The organism is Mesorhizobium sp. Ca11 (assembly GCF_020165275.1).
Classification (GTDB): Bacteria; Pseudomonadota; Alphaproteobacteria; order Rhizobiales; family Rhizobiaceae; genus Mesorhizobium.
Genome location: NZ_JAIUHU010000001.1, coordinates 67,549 through 83,593, shown reverse-complemented (window position 1 = coordinate 83,593; position 16,045 = coordinate 67,549). Strand labels below are relative to the sequence as shown.

Sequence of the window (16,045 nt, the reverse complement as noted above, 5' to 3'; positions counted from 1 at the left end):
GCCGATTTGGATCAGCCGGTCAAAGGTACTGCGCGACCTTCTTGCCAACGGTGAGGAAGCGCAGCGGGTCGACCGCCTCGCCATCGTGGCGCACTTCGTAGTGCAGGTGCGGACCCGTCGAGCGGCCGCTGCTGCCGGTCTTGCCGATGACGTCGCCGGCGGCGAGCTTTTGGCCGACACTCACATCGATCTCGCTCAGATGTCCGTAGCGTGTGGCAAAGCCGTTGCCGTGGTCGACCTCGACCATGCGGCCGTAGCCGCCGGCCCAGCCGGCTCTTGTGACGACGCCGGCGGCGGTGACTTTGGCCGGCATGCCGATCGGCGCCCTGAAATCCATTCCCGTATGCAGGGCGGCGCTGCCCAGGATCGGATCGGTGCGCACGCCGAAGGGGCTGGTCACCGTGCGACCCGGGGCGGGATTGGCGAGCGGCAGCTTGCGCGCCTCTTTCTTGATCTGGTCGAGCGCATCGAGCGCCTCGTCCAACTCCTTGACCTTGCTGTCGAAACCCATGGTGGGATCAAGCGGAACCAGCGGGCCGCCGACATCGCTCTTGTTCAGTTCGCCGTCGACCGGCAGGCCGGCCGCTTCCAGTGCCTGCGCTATGGCATCGGCATTCTTGTAGGCGTTGTCGGCAAGCGTGGCGATGCGCGAAAGCTGCTGGCCCTCGATGGCCTTCAACGAAGCATTGATCGAGACGAACAGCTTGTCGGCGCGATCGGCCGCCGTTTCGCCGTCAAGCGGATCGGACCGTGTCGACCAGAGCGAGAAGGGCCTTGTATCGCCGGCGTCCAAGGATGCGACGGAATAGGTCGACGCCTGCGAAAGGCTGCCGGTGACCTCGGCGTGCTCGTCGGGCTTGGGTGCCGTTGCGCCCGTTGCAGGTGCGTCACCGACCTCGTTCTCGGCGCGCTCGAGGATCGGCCCAAGCCGTCCGTGCCGCTCGCTGAGCTGGGTCTGCCTGGCCAGCAGCTCGCTGACCTTGGTCTCCATCAGCTGCTGATCGAGAAGCTGGCGGCTGGTGATGCGGTCGACCTGGGCACGGAGGGCCGAGATGCGGTCCTCATAGGCCTGCTGCATGCGCGCCTGCCTTGCCGTCGTGGCGCCGATCAGGTCGTCGCGCAGCACCAGATAGGAAGTCGCGAGCAGATAGCCGATGGCGATCGCCGCCAGAGCCGAGCCGATGAAGGCCGCGAGCCAGGGGCGGATGGTGAAATGCCTGATCTCGTCGCCCCGGGCGATGATGACCGTGTGCGGTTCCTTACGCCTGCCGAAGACAGCTGACTGACCGGTTGGTTTCACGGGGACCAAGCTTTCGTTACGGACTAACGACAAGCCTGATTACACATTATTAGGGTTAACAAAGTTTTGCCGTGTCGACCGCGCGGCGCCGGATGCACGCAGTACGGGCATGAGGTAGCGCGAAAATCTTCAGGACGCGGACGCCGTGTCGCGTTGGCGATGAGCACCAAAGTTCTGCCAGGAGCAGCCTGTAGCTCGCAGAGCAAGGCTCGGGTTTCTTAACTGTCTTCGATTGCGTTTAGTTGACGTTTTTCGAGTAAAGGCGTGTTGGTATTTGGGATTCATCGTGGCGGTGGGAATGCTGGGCGATCTGGTTGGCAAGATCCTCGACAAGATTTCGGGCACCAGTCTGCTGGCGACCGGGCTTTTGCTGCTGACTGCCTTTGTCAGCGCGCTTGTGGCCTATTGGCGCGCGGTCGAGGAGAAGAGCTGGAAGGAGTTTTTCGAGTTCGCCATCCCGCGTGAGGTCGGGTCCATCCGCTCGACGAGTTGATGAACCGAGCTTGGGACGGCATCGTCGTGGGGCTCTGCTTCGGCATCTGGTCGCTGATTTCGCTGAACCTTGTCGAACTGACCGTTTTTGGCGTCAACGTCTATGTCATGCGTAACATCCTGATGATGGATTTCGTCAGGCACACGCATTTCAAGATCTCGTTCGGCCCGCTCAACAATTTGATCCTGTGTCCTCACTGGCATCAGTTGCATCACAGCGTCGATCCGCGCCACTACGACAAGAACTTCGGGCTGCTCTTCTCGTTCTGGGACCGGCTCTTCGGAACATTGTGTGTGCCGAAGCCTGACGAGGACTTCAAGTTCGGACTGGTCGATCGCGATGTGCGCGACTATCAGTCGCTCGCAGGCCTTTACGTCATGCCGCTGAGGCGGATGTGGGGACATATTGCCAGGCGCATCCGGCCCGGAAAGCCACGGTCACGCACCTCGCGAGCCTCGGAGGGGACACGGCCATGAACGCTCCCGTTGTTCTCGCAATCCCGCGGACACGCACCTTCGAAGTCGTGACAACGGCGGCGCGCCTTGCCGAGATCGCACCGGCCTGGAGCGCGCTCTGGCACCGGGCTGGCGGGCTTGTCTTCCAGCACCCGGATTGGATCGCGGCCTGGTGGCGCACCACCCCGCAGCAGGAGCGGCGCGCGCTCAGGATTGGGCTTGCCTGGAACGGCGACCGGCTCGATGGCGTGATAGCGCTCGCGACCTTCAGGCGTTCCGGCATCCGCGTACTCGAATGGGCGGCCAAGGATCACAGTGACTATGGCGACGCGCTGGTTGCACCTCACAGCGACCCGCGGGCGATCTTCCGCCTCTGGCAGTATGTTTTTGACCAGGGTGGCTTCGACCTGATCTATCTCAACCGACTGCTACCGGATGCCGGTGTTCATGCCCTGCTGGAACCGGCTCATGGCAAGGCGCTTCGGCCCAACCACCGCGCTGAACTTAGCTATCGTGTCGCTGGCTCCTGGCAGGGTGGCGCGGAATGGTTCGAGACGTTGTCCAAGAAGGGCCGGCAGAATTATCGTCGCGGCCGCAAGTTCATGGAAGAAAGCGGTGCATTGCGTTTCCGGCTGCTGGATGCGGAGGACCCGCGCGAACCGGTGCTCGAGCGCGTCGCGACGCTGAAGCGCCTCTGGCTCGCTCGCCATGGTCGTGCCTCGGATCTGTTCGACAAGGGCTCGCCGGTTCTCGCCGCGCTTATTTCGGTGCTGGCCGATCTCGGGCTGTTGCGCATCTTCGTGCTGGAGCTTGACGACACGATCGTCGCCGTCTCGATCAATTTCGAGCAGCACGGCACGATGATGGCTTTCGTCACCACCTATGATCCCGAATACGAGCGCGCCTCGCCGGGTATGGTACTGATGATGGACTATATCCAATGGTCGTTCGACCGCGGCCTTGCCACGATTGATTTTCTCTGCGGCGGCGAGGATTTCAAGCGGCGCTTTGCCACGCAATCAGTCACGCTGTCGTCCATGATGGGCGCGCGCGGCTTGCGTGGCCATCTTGCCGCGCTGGCCGATCAGGTGAGCCATCGTTCGAAATCCTGGAGGACGCGGCGGCAGCCGAAGCCTGAGGCATCTGACGAGTAACGACCATAATTGTCGATTGCTTTGGCGGGCTTTGGCGACGCTCAGAGCGCGCGAACGGCTTCCAGCACGGCCTCGGCATGGCCCTTGACGCGAACCTTGCGCCAGATACGGGCGATCCGCCCGTCCTTCCCGATCAGGAAGGTGGCGCGCTCGACACCCATATATTTGCGCCCATACATCGTCTTTTCGACCCACAAACGGTAGGCCTCGATCACTTTGCGCTCCTCGTCAGCGATGAGATCGACCGTGAGATCGTGCTTCGCCTTGAATTTGTCGTGTTTCTTCGCGCTATCAGGCGACAGCCCGATCACCACGGCACCGGCCTTCTCGAACTCCGGCTTCAACTGCGAGAAGCTGATGGCCTCGGCGGTGCAACTTGTGGTGTCGTCTTGCGGATAGAAGTAAAGTACAACTGGCTTGCCCAGGAACGCCGCGAGGCTGAGAGAGCCGCCGCCGTCACGCGGAAGATCGAATTGCGGCGCTGCGTCGCCCACCTCGAGGTCAGCCATATCGATGCCCTTGTTTGCGGTTACGCGCGGGAAATCATCGATATAACGTGAGGCGGGGATTCGTCCACGACGAGTTCGTCACAACGGAATATTGCTTGGATCAGGAAGAACCGCAGCACGAGAAGATCAGGTTCAGGCGTGACGAGATCACCGACCTGGCGAGGCTTCCGTCCGCGTGCAGCGTGCCGCCGCTCGGCCGGGCAGCCGTGCGGCGGCGTTTCCGCGTCCTCGGCCGGGTGTTTGCCGGGTTTTGCGCGCTCATGCTTCTGGCGGCGGCGGGTGTCTATGTCCTCGGCGCCTCCGGCATCGGCACGGAGCGCCTGCGGACTGAGGCGGAGACAGCCATCGAGAAGCTGGCCGGCATCGATGTCAACGTCGCCGTCGGCCCGGCTCGGCTGACGCTCGACGGGTCGAGCTTCGTCGCCCTGCAGGTGAACGATGTCAGCCTGAAGACGGCCGACGGCAAGCCGATGGCCGATATCGGACGCGTACGTTTCGGCATGCGCCTTCTGCCGCTGCTTTCGGGCGACGTCCGGCTGACGAGCGCCAGATTTTCCGATGCCCATATCGTGGTGGGGGCCATGCCCTCCGGAGGCAGCGACTGGACGGCGGCGCTGCGCAACGCGGATGGCCTTGTCGACCCGGAGAAAGTGTCGGCGGCGGTGTTTTCAGGCGTCAACGGCGCGCTTGATGCCGTGCGCGAGGACTCGATGCGACAGATCGATCTGCGCAATGTCGAGTTCAAGCTGCCGGACGCCGGACCGGTCAAGCGCGTGACCATCGCCTCGGCGACCGTCGCGCAGACAGGCGCGGGACGCATGCAGGTTTCCTACGATGCCGATGTCGATGGCCGGCACGCGACTTTGACCGCCTCGGCGACGCGCGATGCGACGGCAAGGCGCATTTCGTCGCTGGACGCCAATCTCGAGATAGAAGGCGCCCCCGGCAAGGGCAGTTCGACCGAGGCCGCCCCGGCCGATGGCGCCAAGCTGGGTTCGATCGCATTGAAGCTTTCGGGCTCGGAAGCGTCGGGCGACAACCCGTCGCGCCTCGCGGCTTCGCTCTCCCTCAACGGTTCGGTGCTCGACCTGGGCGAGCGCGGGCTGCTGCCGACCGATGTCGAAGCCGATGCCACGCTGGTGGCCGGTTCAAACAAGATCTCGGTCGACCGGCTGCTGATCAGGAGCAGCCGCTCCAGCTTCAACTTTGCCGGATCGATCGGGCCGAAGCCGGCAGCTGCGGGGGAGGAGCCCGCCTACCGCTATGATCTCACCAGCGACGGCTCGACGCTGGCGCCTTCGGAATCGCAGGAACCGGCGCTTCAGTTCCTGGCCCGTATCGCCGGTGTCTACCAGCCGAAGAGCCGCAAGCTCGTTGCCGAGCAGATCGGCGTGCGCTCCGGCGGACCGGGCGAGGTACTGGGCGCGGCCACCGTCGCCTTCATCGACCACGGCCCGCCAGGGGTATCGCTGTCGCTCAACGTGCATGACATGCCAGTCTCGCATGTCAAGCAATTGTGGCCGTGGTTCTCGGCCCGCAACGCGCGGCTTTGGGTGCTGGGCAACTTGTTCGGCGGCACGGTGACCGACGCCAATCTGCAGTTCCAGGTCGCGCCGGGGCGCCTCGGCAACGGCGTGCCGCTTACCGGCGATGAAGTATTCGGCCGTTTCCAGATCGAAGGATCGCGCTTCGATACCGCCGGGCGTATCCCGCCGGTCCGCGACGCCGTCGGCGCGGTTGCGTTCCATGGTAACGATGTCGATATCGCGCTCTCCTCGGGCAGCGTCTATATGCCGAGCGGCCGCACCGTGGCGGCAAGCGGCGGCACGCTGACGGTCAAGAATGCAAACCGACCGATTGTCATCGGGGGGCTCGACATCGACGTGGCGGGCGAGGCGCCGGCGATCGCCGAACTGGCCTCCTATGAGCCGATCAATGCCATGCGCCATGTCGGACTGGCACCGGAAGACCTGTCCGGCACCGTCACCGGCCATGTCAGAGCGGACATTCCGCTGACCAAGGGCATGGACACCTCGAAGCTAGATTGGCTGGTTTCGCTCGATTATCGGGACCTGTCGCTGGCGAAGCCTTTCGAGGACCAGACCGTGACCGACGCCGATGGCTCGATCACCGTCGGGCCAAAGCAGGCGGTGATTTCCGCCGAGGCCAAGCTCAACGGCATTCCGGCCGACCTCGATCTCGTCGAGCCGCTCGCCGACGACGGGCCGGCGCGAAGCCGCAAGGTTACGCTGGTCCTCGACGACAAGACGCGCAACGCCAGCATGCCTGGACTGTCGGCCCTGCTGTCGGGAACCATCAAGGTGGCGATCGACAAGAGCGGCGAGGGCGCCCAGCAGGTTTCGGCGGACCTGACCAATGCCAGGCTCGACATTCCGTGGGCGGGCTGGAGCAAGGGCGCCGGCATTCCCGCCAAGGTCGCTTTCGACATGGCGAAGTCCGGCAGCACCACCACATTGACCGATTTCGCTCTCGACGGAAAAAGCTTCTCGATCGACGGCAATGTGACGCTGGTCAACGGCTCGCTGTCCGCGGCCCGCTTCAGCAAAGTCGCGTTGAACAGAGGCGACGACATCGCCGTTTCGGTCAAGCGTTCAGGCAAGAGCTACGCTGTCGATGTCAGCGGCGCGTCGCTTGACGCCCGCTCGCTGATCAAACAGTTCACCTCGGATGTCGATACAGCCACGAAGGGCGCCGGCAGCGACGCGATCTCGGTGAGCGCCGATGTGGCATCGCTGACCGGTTTTCATGACGAGGTGCTTTCCAATCTCAAGCTCGAATACAGTGCCGCCGGATCGCGGGTGAATGGGCTAAACGTCACCGCCGCGGCAAGCTCGGGGGCCGCGATCGCGATCAACAACACCACCAGCGAAGGCGGCCGCGTGCTCAGGGTGAAGTCTGCCGATGCCGGCGCGATCCTGCGTTTCCTCAATGTCTACGAGCACATGCAAGGCGGCGCGATCACGCTGTCGCTCTCAGGCGCCGGCGACGGGCCGATGAAGGGACAGGTGGATGCCCGCAATTTCTATGTGGTCAACGAGCCCAAGCTGGCCTCGATCGTGTCGACGACGCCGGCTGGCGATACACGCAGCCTGAACCAGGCCGTCAAAAGCAACATCGACACGTCCAGGGTGCAGTTCGAACGCGGCTTTGCCGAGATCGACAAGGGTTCCGGCTATCTGAAACTGGCGAACGGCCTGCTGCGCGGTCCGCGCATCGGCACGACCTTCCAGGGAACGCTCTACGATCCCAACAACAACATGGACATGACCGGAACCTTCATGCCGGTCTACGGGCTCAACCGCATCTTCGGCGAACTGCCGCTGTTCGGGCCGTTGCTGGGCAACGGACGCGACCGCGGCCTGATCGGCGTCACCTACCGGCTGCGCGGCAATGCCAACAAGCCGACGCTCAACATCAATCCGCTATCGGTGGTGGCGCCGGGCATATTCCGCTCGATCTTCGAGTACAGGCAGCAACCGTCCCAAACTGCGCAGTAAGGTTCGGCCGATCAGATCGGCCGTACCAGCACATGCTTTTTCTTGCCGAGCGAAAGCTTCACGACGCCTTCCGGGCCGAGATCCTGAAGCGTGACGACGCGGCGGTCGTCGGTCAGGGGCTGATCGTTGATGCGCACGGCGCCGCCTTGGACATGCCGGCGCGCTTCGCCGTTCGAGCCGGCCAGCCCGGCGCTCACGAACAGCGCCAGGATGCCGACGCCTGACTCAAGGTCCGATTTGGCGACCTCGACGCTGGGCAGAGTGTCTGCGAGCGCGCCTTCCTCGAAAGTCTTGCGCGCCGTCTCGCTTGCGGTCTCGGCCGCCTCGCGGCCATGCAGCATGGCGGTGATCTCGGTGGCGAGGATCTTCTTCGCCTCGTTGATCTCCGAGCCGCCGAGCTTTTCAAGGCGCGCCACCTCGTCGAGCGGCAGAGTCGTATAGAGCCTCAGGAAGCGCCCGACATCGGCGTCCTCGGTGTTGCGCCAGTACTGCCAGAATTCGTAAGGCGAGAGCATGTCGCCATCGAGCCAGACCGCGCCCGAGGCGGACTTGCCCATCTTGGCGCCGGAGGAGGTGGTGAGCAGCGGCGTGGTCATGGCGAAGAGCTGCACGCCCTCCATGCGGTGGCCGAGGTCGATGCCGTTGACGATATTGCCCCACTGGTCCGAGCCGCCCATCTGCAGCCGGCAGCCGACGCGCTTGTAGAGCTCGACGAAGTCGTAGGCCTGCAGGATCATGTAGTTGAATTCGAGGAAGGACAGCGACTGCTCGCGGTCGAGCCTCAGCTTCACGCTATCGAAGGCAAGCATGCGGTTGACGGAGAAATGCCGGCCGACATCGCGCAGGAAATTGACGTAATTGATCTGCATCAGCCAGTCGGCATTGTTGACCATGACCGCGTCGCCCGGGCCGCTGCCGAATTTCAGGTAAGGCGCGAAATTGCGGCGGATGCCGACGAGATTGTCGTCGATGTCCTGCGGGGTGAGCAGCTTGCGCGCCTCATCCTTGAAGGACGGGTCGCCGATCATCGAGGTGCCGCCGCCCATCAGCGCGATCGGCCGGTGGCCGGTCTGCTGCAGCCAATGCAGCATCATGATCTGGATCAGCGACCCGGCGTGAAGGCTTTTGGCGGTGGCGTCGAAGCCGATATAGGCGCTCACCGTTTCCTTGGCGAAGAGCTGGTCGAGGGCGGATTCATCCGAAATCTGATGGATGAAACCGCGCTCGCTCATGATGCGCAGGAAATCGGATTTGAAGGCGGACATTTTTTCTTCCTGGAGGTCGCCGGGCGCTTGGCCATGCTTGATATGAAGGCGCGCGTTTAGCATCCAAGCGCGATCAGCAAAAGTGGTTTCCGGTTTTGCTTGGAATCGCATACGGCGCGGCGCGTCCTTGCCTCGCCCTTTTTGCTGGCGTAATGAGGCGCCGCGCAAAGACACGGCGCCATGCACCGCGACGGGGCCATCCCGCAGTTTCAGATCGGAAAAGCTCCCGCGATGAACAGGAACTCCCTCTTCCTCTTTCTGTTCAGCATCGTGATGACCGTCAGCGGGCTGGCAAGCCTGCCGCCGGTCGACCGCGATGAATCCCGTTTCGTCCAGTCGACGAAGCAGATGGTCGAGACCGGCGACTATGTCGATATCCGCCTGCAGGATGTCACGCGCTACAAGAAGCCGATCGGCATCTACTGGCTGCAGTCGGCCGCCGTGGCGTTGAGCGGCGAGGGGGCCGCGGCGCCGATCTGGATCTATCGCTTGGTCTCGATGCTGGGCATCGCGCTCGCTGTCGTCGGCATCGGCTGGACCGGGACAAAACTCTTCGGCGCCAATGCCGGGCTGGCCGCCGGCCTGATGATGGCGGCGATCTTCGCCACCGCCTTCGAGGGGCGCGACGCCAAGACCGATGCCATGCTTCTCGCCTGCTGCGTGATAGCGCAAGGCGCGCTGGCGCAGGTCTATTGGGCTTCGAAGCGCAACGAACCGGTTCCCGGGCATCTGCCGTGGATTTTCTGGATCGCGCAAGGCTTCGGCATTCTCATCAAGGGCCCGGTTTCACCGCTTTTGTCGCTGCTGACCGCCGCTGCCCTCTTTGCCTTCGACCGCGACTGGCGCTGGCTCCTCAAGATGAAGCTGGTGCGCGGCGTCCTGATCGTGCTGGCGATCGTGCTGCCGTGGCTGATCCTCATCACCTGGAAGAGCGGCGGGGCCTTCTTCCAGGAAGCGGTCGGCAAGGACATGCTGAACAAGGTGGCGCAAGGCGAGGAATCGCACGGCCTGCCGCCCGGCTTCTATATGCTGACTTATTCGCTGTTCATGTGGCCCTTCGGGCTGATTGCGGTCGGCGCCGGGCTCCAGGCTATCAACCGGTTTTGGGACGATCCGCGGCTGCGCTTCTGCCTGGCCTGGTACATCCCGTTCTGGCTGGTCTTCGAGGCGATCCCGACCAAGCTGCCGCATTATGTCATGCCGGCCTATCCGGGCATGGCGCTTCTGGTCGGCTGGCTGCTCACCTTGCCGGCGGACAAGGCCAACGCGCCGCTGAAGCGCTGGCAGACATGGCTGTGGTGGGCGACGGCTTTCGGCCTTGCCGTGGTGGCGATCGGCCTTGCCGTGGTCTGCGTCGGCGCGCCGCTTTACCTAGCCAAGACCTTCTCCTGGTGGAGCATACCGGCGGCGATCGCCGCTCTGGTCACCGGCTATCTTGCCTTCCACAGGCAGTTGCAGGTGCCGCTGCCGCGCATCGCGGCCATCGCGGTCGGCGCCGGCATCACCTTCAGCCTGCTGTTCGGCGTGATCGCGCCGTCGCTGAAACCGATCTGGCTGAGCCCCGCCGTCAAGGCCGCTGTCGACGCCAACCGCCCTTGCGACACCACGGTGCTTGCCTCGGCGAAGTTCCAGGAGCCAAGCCTGGTCTTCCTGGTCGGCACCAAGACCGTGCTGACCGACATCGAGGGCGTGGGGCAACATCTGCTTGCCGATCCATCCTGCGCGCTCGGGCTGGCGCCGATCAAGGACGAGCAGAAGCTTACCAACGTGCTGGCCGCTCAGGGCAAGTCGGCAAAGCGGCTGACCGAGATCGACGGCATCAACTATTCGTCGGGAGACAAGCTGTCGCTCGGGCTTTACCGGGTGGCGCCGTGATGAATAGCGTTGGGCATCGAATGTCCCTATAAGCGCCCAGCCATGTCCGACGCGCCGCCCCTTGCCCTCTACCGCCGCTCGCTCGGCAATTTCCGCGACACGATGTCGATCGTGAGGCGACGCTTTGCCGTGCGGCCGGCGCGCTATCCGAGAATTCTGTGGAGCGTCTGGCTCATAGCCTGGATATTGCTCACCGTTGCGACTTTCCTGCGCCTCGATATTAGCGCGGGCGAGATGCGCGGCGAATGGTCCTCCGGCTTTGCGCGCTTCACCGATTTCTTCACGCAATTCGGCCTCGGCGGTTGGTACCTCATTCCGGCGGCGCTCTGCCTGGTTGCCGCCAATCTGACGGATTGGCGCGGCCTGTCTCGGCATGGCCGGATGATCGTCTACAACTGGACGTGTTTCGCGTTCCTGGTGCTTTGCGCCGTCGGCCTGTCCGGTCTTGCGGTCAACGTGCTGAAATACGGAATCGGCCGCGCTCGGCCGCTCTATTTCGACAGCTTTGGCGTCCTGTCGCTGCATCCTTTCGCCATGGACGCGCGCTTTGCCGGTTTCCCATCCGGCCATGCCACGACGATGGGCGCCGTTTTCGGCATCCTGCTGCTGTTGTTCCCGCGGCGCTGGACCATCGCGCTGGCGGTCACGGCCTGCATCGCTTCGACACGCATCTTCGTCGGCGCGCACTATCCCAGCGACACGGTCGCGGGTTTCGGGCTCGGACTGGCGTTCGCGGTGCTATCGGGGCTGGTGTTTGCCCGGCTCGGCTTCATCTTCGGCCAGACCGGTTCGAAGCTGCCGGTGCGCAAGCGGACATTCCGACTAGGACCGTTCCGCGCGCCGAGAGGCAGAATTTCGACGGCCGATCCGGTCGAGGCCGCCGTCGACCGAATCCAGACCCCTTAAGGCGCCTGGAGTGACGGCCCTCCGCGCTTAGCGCAGCCGCTTCGGCCTCGGATCGGCCAGCTCGCCCGCCAGGCGACGGTCGAGATAGTCGGCGCACTCCTGGATCAGCAGCTCGGAATCGTTGGCGAAGAAATGGTTGGCGCCTGGGATCGTCTTCTGCGTGATGGTGATGCCCTTTTGCGTGTGCAGCTTGTCGACCAGGCCCTGCACATCCTTCGGCGGCGCCACCTTATCGGCATCGCCATGGATGATGAGGCCGGACGACGGACAGGGCGCCAGGAACGAGAAGTCGTAGGTGTTGGGCTGCGGCGCGACCGAAATAAAACCCTCGATCTCGGGCCGGCGCATCAGGAGCTGCATGCCGATCCATGCGCCGAAGGAATAGCCGGCGACCCAGCAGCTCTTCGAATCCGGATGCAGCGACTGCACCCAGTCGAGCGCGGCGGCCGCGTCCGACAATTCGCCGGTACCATGGTCGAACTCGCCCTGGCTGCGGCCGATGCCGCGGAAATTGAAACGCAGCGTGGTGAAATCGCGCTTCTGGAACATGTAGAAGAGGTCGTAGACGATCTTGTTGTTCATCGTGCCGCCGAATTGCGGGTGCGGATGCAGCACGATGGCGATCGGGGCGCTCTTTTCCTTCGAGGGCTGATAACGTCCCTCCAGGCGACCAGCCGGACCGGCGAAAATGACCTCAGGCATAAAATACTCCACATGGCATATGAATGCGCTCGCCCGGAACTTTCCTGATCCCGACTCACCCGCGGCCCCACATCTTCTGTGGCCTTGACGCCGGGCGAGCGTGTTCCTAGAAGCTAGTTTAGAATTGTTCAAAACTGGGAGGCCGAAACCCGATGGTCCGGCCGCCCGCGCCGCAAGCCGGGTAAATAGGACGGCTTGCCTTGCAATTTCAAGGAAATAACGCGCTATCCTGGCGGGATAGTCGGCGGAAGGACGAACTGAGCGAAAATGGCCGCAATCCGCGCCTATCTCGACTACAACGCCAGCGCGCCGCTCATTGCGGAAGCGCGGGCAGCGATGGTCGCCGCGCTCGATGCCGCCAACCCGTCATCGGTTCACACGGAAGGGCGCGCCTCGCGCCGGCTGGTCGAGGACGCGCGCCGCGACGTGGCGCGGCTGGTCAACGCCAAGCCCGAGCATATCGTCTTCACGTCCGGCGCCACCGAAGCCGCCTCGACGCTGCTTACGCCCGACTGGCAGATGGGGCGCGGGGCTATCCCCATGAGCCATCTCTATGTCTCGGAAGCCGACCATCCCTGCATCCTGAATGGTGGACGCTTCGCGCCGGCGCAGGTGACGAAGATCGGCGTCGATCGGCACGGCATTGCCGATATCGAGGCGCTGGCCGCCGCGCTTGCCGCGCATGACAAGGCCGCTGGTCTGCCGCTGGTGGCGATCCACGCCGCCAACAACGAGACCGGCGTTATCCAGCCGATCGGGCGCATCGGCAAGATCGTCAAGGCCGCCGGCGGGGTGCTGGTCGTCGACGCCGTGCAGGCTGCCGGGCGGATTCCGCTCGATATGTCAATTCCTTATGCCGATTATCTGATCCTGTCCTCGCACAAGATCGGCGGCCCGAAGGGCGTCGGCGCGATCGTGGCCGCATCCGACCTGATGATGCCGCGCCCGCTGATCAATGGCGGCGGCCAGGAGAAGAGCCACCGCGCCGGCACGGAAAACGTCGCCGGGATCGCCGGTTTCGGCGCTGCGGCGCGTGCCGCGCTGGCCGGTCTCGCCGACATGGACGCCATCGCGAGCCGGCGCGACGAGGTCGAGGCGATCGTGCGCGACCTCGCGCCAGACGCGGAAATTTTCGGAAATGGCGCTCCCAGGCTTGCCAACACGACATTCTTCGCTATTCCCGGCGTCAAGGCCGAAACGGCGCAGATCGCTTTCGATCTCGCCGGCGTCGCGCTGTCTGCGGGTTCAGCCTGCTCGTCGGGAAAGGTCGGGCCAAGCCATGTGCTGAAGGCGATGGGGCATGGCGACAGCCTAGGCGCCTTGCGCGTCTCGATCGGCCGTGCGACCGGTGCCGAGGGTATCGCCACGTTCCGGGCGGCACTGGCCGGCATCGTCGCGCGCCGGGCGGGCAAGGAAGAAGCCGCCTGACGCGGCAAAGCATCGGAGCGGGAAACGCCTCGCGGTTCCCGGATTTCCGCTGCTCGAAAACGAATTCAGGCTTTAGGGCCTGGTAGAGCCGTGCGTTTTGTCCTGGCCGGGTGAATTTCCGGCGGACACGCACTATATGGAGCTTACTCCGCCGCGAGTCCCTCCCTGGGACGCGATTTCGGCGGTGCCATAGTTTGAAAACTGCCGGGCCTTGACCCCGGCGTGGATGGAGAACGCTTATGCCTGCTGTGCAGGAGACGATCGATCGGGTTCGAAAGATCGACGTCGACCAGTATAAATATGGATTCCAGACAGAGATCGAGATGGACAAGGCCCCCAAGGGCCTTAGCGAAGACATCATTCGCTTCATCTCGGCCAAGAAGGACGAGCCGGACTGGATGCTGGAATGGCGTCTGGGGGCCTATCGCCGCTGGCTGACGCTGGAAGAGCCGACCTGGGCGCGCGTCCACTATCCGAAGATCGATTTCCAGGACATCCACTACTACGCCGCGCCGAAGAGCACGCCGGGGCCGAAGTCGCTGAGCGAGGTCGACCCTGAACTGCTCAAGGTCTATGAAAAACTCGGCATTCCGCTCAAGGAGCAGGAAATCCTGGCCGGCGTGCAGAAGACCGCGGTCACGGACGAGGACGAGATCGGCGACAACGTTTACAAGTCCGGCCGCGTCGCGGTCGATGCCGTGTTCGATTCCGTTTCGGTGGTCACCACCTTCAAGAAGGAACTGGCGCAGGCGGGCGTCATCTTCTGCTCGATCTCGGAAGCGATCCGCGAGCATCCGGAGCTGGTGAAAAAATATCTCGGCTCGGTCGTGCCGACTTCCGATAATTTCTACGCGACGCTGAATTCGGCAGTGTTCACCGACGGCTCGTTTGTCTTCGTGCCGAAGGGCGTTCGCTGCCCGATGGAGCTATCGACCTATTTCCGCATCAACGAGAAGAACACCGGCCAGTTCGAGCGCACGCTGATCATCGCCGAGGAGGGGGCTTACGTCTCGTATCTCGAGGGCTGCACGGCGCCGCAGCGCGACGAGAACCAGCTGCACGCTGCGGTGGTCGAGCTGATCGCGCTCGACGATGCCGAGATCAAATATTCGACGGTGCAGAATTGGTACCCCGGCGACGCCGAGGGCAAGGGCGGCATCTACAATTTCGTCACCAAGCGCGGCGATTGCCGCGGCGATCGCTCAAAGATCTCGTGGACGCAGGTCGAGACCGGTTCGGCGATCACCTGGAAATATCCGGGCTGCATCCTGCGCGGCGACGATTCCAGCGGCGAATTCTATTCGATCGCGGTGTCGAACGGTTACCAGCAGGTCGATAGCGGCACCAAGATGATCCATCTCGGCAAGAACACGTCGAGCCGCATCATATCCAAGGGCATCGCCGCCGGCTTCTCGCAGAACACCTATCGCGGCCAGGTCTCGGCGCATCGCAAGGCGACCAACGCGCGCAACTTCACCAATTGCGATTCGCTGCTGATCGGCGACCAGTGCGGCGCGCACACCGTGCCTTACATGGAAGCCAAGAATTCGACGGCGCAGTTCGAGCACGAGGCGACGACCTCGAAGATCTCCGAGGACCAGAAGTTCTACGTCATGCAGCGCGGCATCCCCGAGGAAGAGGCGATCGCGCTGATCGTCAACGGCTTCGTCAAGGACGTCATCCAGCAGCTGCCGATGGAGTTCGCCGTCGAAGCGCAGAAGCTGATCGGAATCAGCCTAGAGGGGAGCGTGGGGTGAAACTCTTCGGCCGTAAAACGGCGGCACTGCAAAGCTCGGAAGGGGTTCAGCAAGACGTTGAATCTCCTATGGCTGCGTGGTTTTCGTCCCTGGCTGGAAGACCTGCCTCGGATTTCGGAGGCCGGGAACGGATTTTCATGGAAATTTGGCGTCAATTCTGCGCTTTCCGGTCAGGCGTAGACGCATCTGAGCTAAGCTATTTTCACAGCACCTCGTGGTGGGGGGAATGGCGGGAATGGCCCGACTACGTGAGCGGTACACTGGGTGGTTTATCCAGCGTGGCTACCAAATCCGCTACCAAGCGGGAAGATAGATTTGACGTGGATACGTTGCACCTTGTCAGCAACTATCTGCCTGCAAAGGGAACCTGTCTTACTTGGTACGATAGGTTGAAATCGCTAGGTTTCGACTATGATCACGGACAAGCCGCAGAGCGGTTTGGTGGTGACTACACCGGCAACTTCAGGATGACGTTCTTCTACTTTGTCGATGAATCAATTTTTCTAAATGGCCGTAGGCTTCGTACCCAAGTCGATCCCGTTGAGGCGAGCAAATCCGCCGATCTTAAGGTCCGGCACAGTTATGTGCACAACGTGATCGATTTGGCTATGGAGTTCGGTGAATGGATCCACTTGGACGATCAGGGGAAGTTTGCCCTCACCCCCTGGCGAGTTAACTAGAGA

The 16,045-nt window shown here is 63.1% G+C and carries 13 protein-coding genes; 9 read left to right on the top strand and 4 right to left on the bottom strand.

Features of this window, described 5'->3' with window-relative positions:
- Nucleotides 1-19 precede the first annotated feature (19 nt).
- Entirely contained in the window at nucleotides 20-1,300 is a 1,281-nt protein-coding gene (locus LB538_RS00430; protein ID WP_224525562.1) for a M23 family metallopeptidase, read from the bottom strand.
- A gap of 298 nt (nucleotides 1,301-1,598) precedes the next feature.
- Here LB538_RS00430 and LB538_RS29315 point away from each other — a divergent pair, with 298 nt between their 5' ends.
- From LB538_RS29315 to LB538_RS00420, 3 genes are read left to right on the top strand one after another with little or no spacing between them, the layout of a single operon-like run.
- Nucleotides 1,599-1,793, top strand: coding sequence for a hypothetical protein (locus LB538_RS29315; protein WP_411908981.1), 195 nt, complete (start codon nucleotides 1,599-1,601; stop codon nucleotides 1,791-1,793).
- Nucleotides 1,793-2,269: a sterol desaturase family protein gene (locus LB538_RS00425; protein ID WP_411908980.1), complete on the top strand. Its 477-nt coding sequence runs from the start codon at nucleotides 1,793-1,795 to the stop codon at nucleotides 2,267-2,269. Before LB538_RS29315 ends, LB538_RS00425 begins: the two co-directional genes overlap by 1 nt.
- On the top strand, nucleotides 2,266-3,402 hold the full coding sequence (locus tag LB538_RS00420; RefSeq protein WP_224525564.1) for a GNAT family N-acetyltransferase: 1,137 nt from the start codon (nucleotides 2,266-2,268) through the stop codon (nucleotides 3,400-3,402). The genes LB538_RS00425 and LB538_RS00420 overlap by 4 nt, the downstream gene beginning before the upstream one ends.
- A 41-nt stretch (nucleotides 3,403-3,443) precedes the next feature.
- On the opposite strand, the gene LB538_RS00415 is transcribed toward LB538_RS00420, so the two are convergent.
- On the bottom strand, nucleotides 3,444-3,911 hold the full coding sequence (locus LB538_RS00415) for a peroxiredoxin (protein WP_140840217.1): 468 nt from the start codon (nucleotides 3,909-3,911) through the stop codon (nucleotides 3,444-3,446).
- Nucleotides 3,912-4,006: 95 nt separating this feature from the next.
- Between LB538_RS00415 and LB538_RS00410 the strand changes: the two genes are divergently transcribed.
- Nucleotides 4,007-7,429: a DUF3971 domain-containing protein gene (locus LB538_RS00410; RefSeq protein ID WP_224525569.1), complete on the top strand. Its 3,423-nt coding sequence runs from the start codon at nucleotides 4,007-4,009 to the stop codon at nucleotides 7,427-7,429.
- Nucleotides 7,430-7,440: 11 nt separating this feature from the next.
- Here LB538_RS00410 and tyrS read toward each other — a convergent pair whose 3' ends face one another.
- The gene (gene tyrS / locus LB538_RS00405; RefSeq protein WP_224525572.1) at nucleotides 7,441-8,694 is read right to left on the bottom strand and encodes a tyrosine--tRNA ligase; all 1,254 of its coding nucleotides are present in this window, start codon (nucleotides 8,692-8,694) and stop codon (nucleotides 7,441-7,443) included.
- Nucleotides 8,695-8,925: 231 nt separating this feature from the next.
- Between tyrS and LB538_RS00400 the strand changes: the two genes are divergently transcribed.
- Together LB538_RS00400 and LB538_RS00395 are read left to right on the top strand one after the other, a co-directional pair.
- A complete protein-coding gene (locus LB538_RS00400; protein WP_224525575.1) occupies nucleotides 8,926-10,569 on the top strand; it encodes an ArnT family glycosyltransferase in 1,644 nt (547 codons plus the stop codon).
- Nucleotides 10,570-10,611: 42 nt separating this feature from the next.
- A complete protein-coding gene (locus LB538_RS00395) occupies nucleotides 10,612-11,475 on the top strand; it encodes a phosphatase PAP2 family protein (protein WP_224525578.1) in 864 nt (287 codons plus the stop codon).
- A 27-nt stretch (nucleotides 11,476-11,502) separates the two neighbouring features.
- On the opposite strand, the gene LB538_RS00390 is transcribed toward LB538_RS00395, so the two are convergent.
- Entirely contained in the window at nucleotides 11,503-12,177 is a 675-nt protein-coding gene (locus tag LB538_RS00390; RefSeq protein WP_095765174.1) for an alpha/beta hydrolase, read from the bottom strand.
- A gap of 267 nt (nucleotides 12,178-12,444) precedes the next feature.
- Between LB538_RS00390 and LB538_RS00385 the strand changes: the two genes are divergently transcribed.
- From LB538_RS00385 to LB538_RS00375, 3 genes are all read left to right on the top strand, one after another.
- Nucleotides 12,445-13,605, top strand: coding sequence for a cysteine desulfurase family protein (locus LB538_RS00385; RefSeq protein ID WP_224525580.1), 1,161 nt, complete (start codon nucleotides 12,445-12,447; stop codon nucleotides 13,603-13,605).
- 239 nt (nucleotides 13,606-13,844) lie between these two features.
- Nucleotides 13,845-15,362: a Fe-S cluster assembly protein SufB gene (gene sufB / locus LB538_RS00380; protein ID WP_224525583.1), complete on the top strand. Its 1,518-nt coding sequence runs from the start codon at nucleotides 13,845-13,847 to the stop codon at nucleotides 15,360-15,362.
- Complete coding sequence (locus LB538_RS00375; RefSeq protein ID WP_224525587.1) at nucleotides 15,359-16,042, top strand: hypothetical protein; 684 nt, start codon at nucleotides 15,359-15,361, stop codon at nucleotides 16,040-16,042. The genes sufB and LB538_RS00375 overlap by 4 nt, the downstream gene beginning before the upstream one ends.
- The last annotated feature ends 3 nt before the right edge of the window (nucleotides 16,043-16,045 follow it).

Coding starts and splice junctions, on each gene's coding strand:
- LB538_RS29315 (WP_411908981.1), top strand. CDS start 1,599: ATGCTGGGCGATCTGGTTGGCAAGATCCTCGACAAGATTTCGGGCACC.
- LB538_RS00425 (WP_411908980.1), top strand. CDS start 1,793: ATGAACCGAGCTTGGGACGGCATCGTCGTGGGGCTCTGCTTCGGCATC.
- LB538_RS00415 (WP_140840217.1), bottom strand. CDS start 3,911: ATGGCTGACCTCGAGGTGGGCGACGCAGCGCCGCAATTCGATCTTCCG.
- sufB (WP_224525583.1), top strand. CDS start 13,845: ATGCCTGCTGTGCAGGAGACGATCGATCGGGTTCGAAAGATCGACGTC.
- LB538_RS00390 (WP_095765174.1), bottom strand. CDS start 12,177: ATGCCTGAGGTCATTTTCGCCGGTCCGGCTGGTCGCCTGGAGGGACGT.
- LB538_RS00400 (WP_224525575.1), top strand. CDS start 8,926: ATGAACAGGAACTCCCTCTTCCTCTTTCTGTTCAGCATCGTGATGACC.
- tyrS (WP_224525572.1), bottom strand. CDS start 8,694: ATGTCCGCCTTCAAATCCGATTTCCTGCGCATCATGAGCGAGCGCGGT.
- LB538_RS00420 (WP_224525564.1), top strand. CDS start 2,266: ATGAACGCTCCCGTTGTTCTCGCAATCCCGCGGACACGCACCTTCGAA.
- LB538_RS00395 (WP_224525578.1), top strand. CDS start 10,612: ATGTCCGACGCGCCGCCCCTTGCCCTCTACCGCCGCTCGCTCGGCAAT.
- LB538_RS00385 (WP_224525580.1), top strand. CDS start 12,445: ATGGCCGCAATCCGCGCCTATCTCGACTACAACGCCAGCGCGCCGCTC.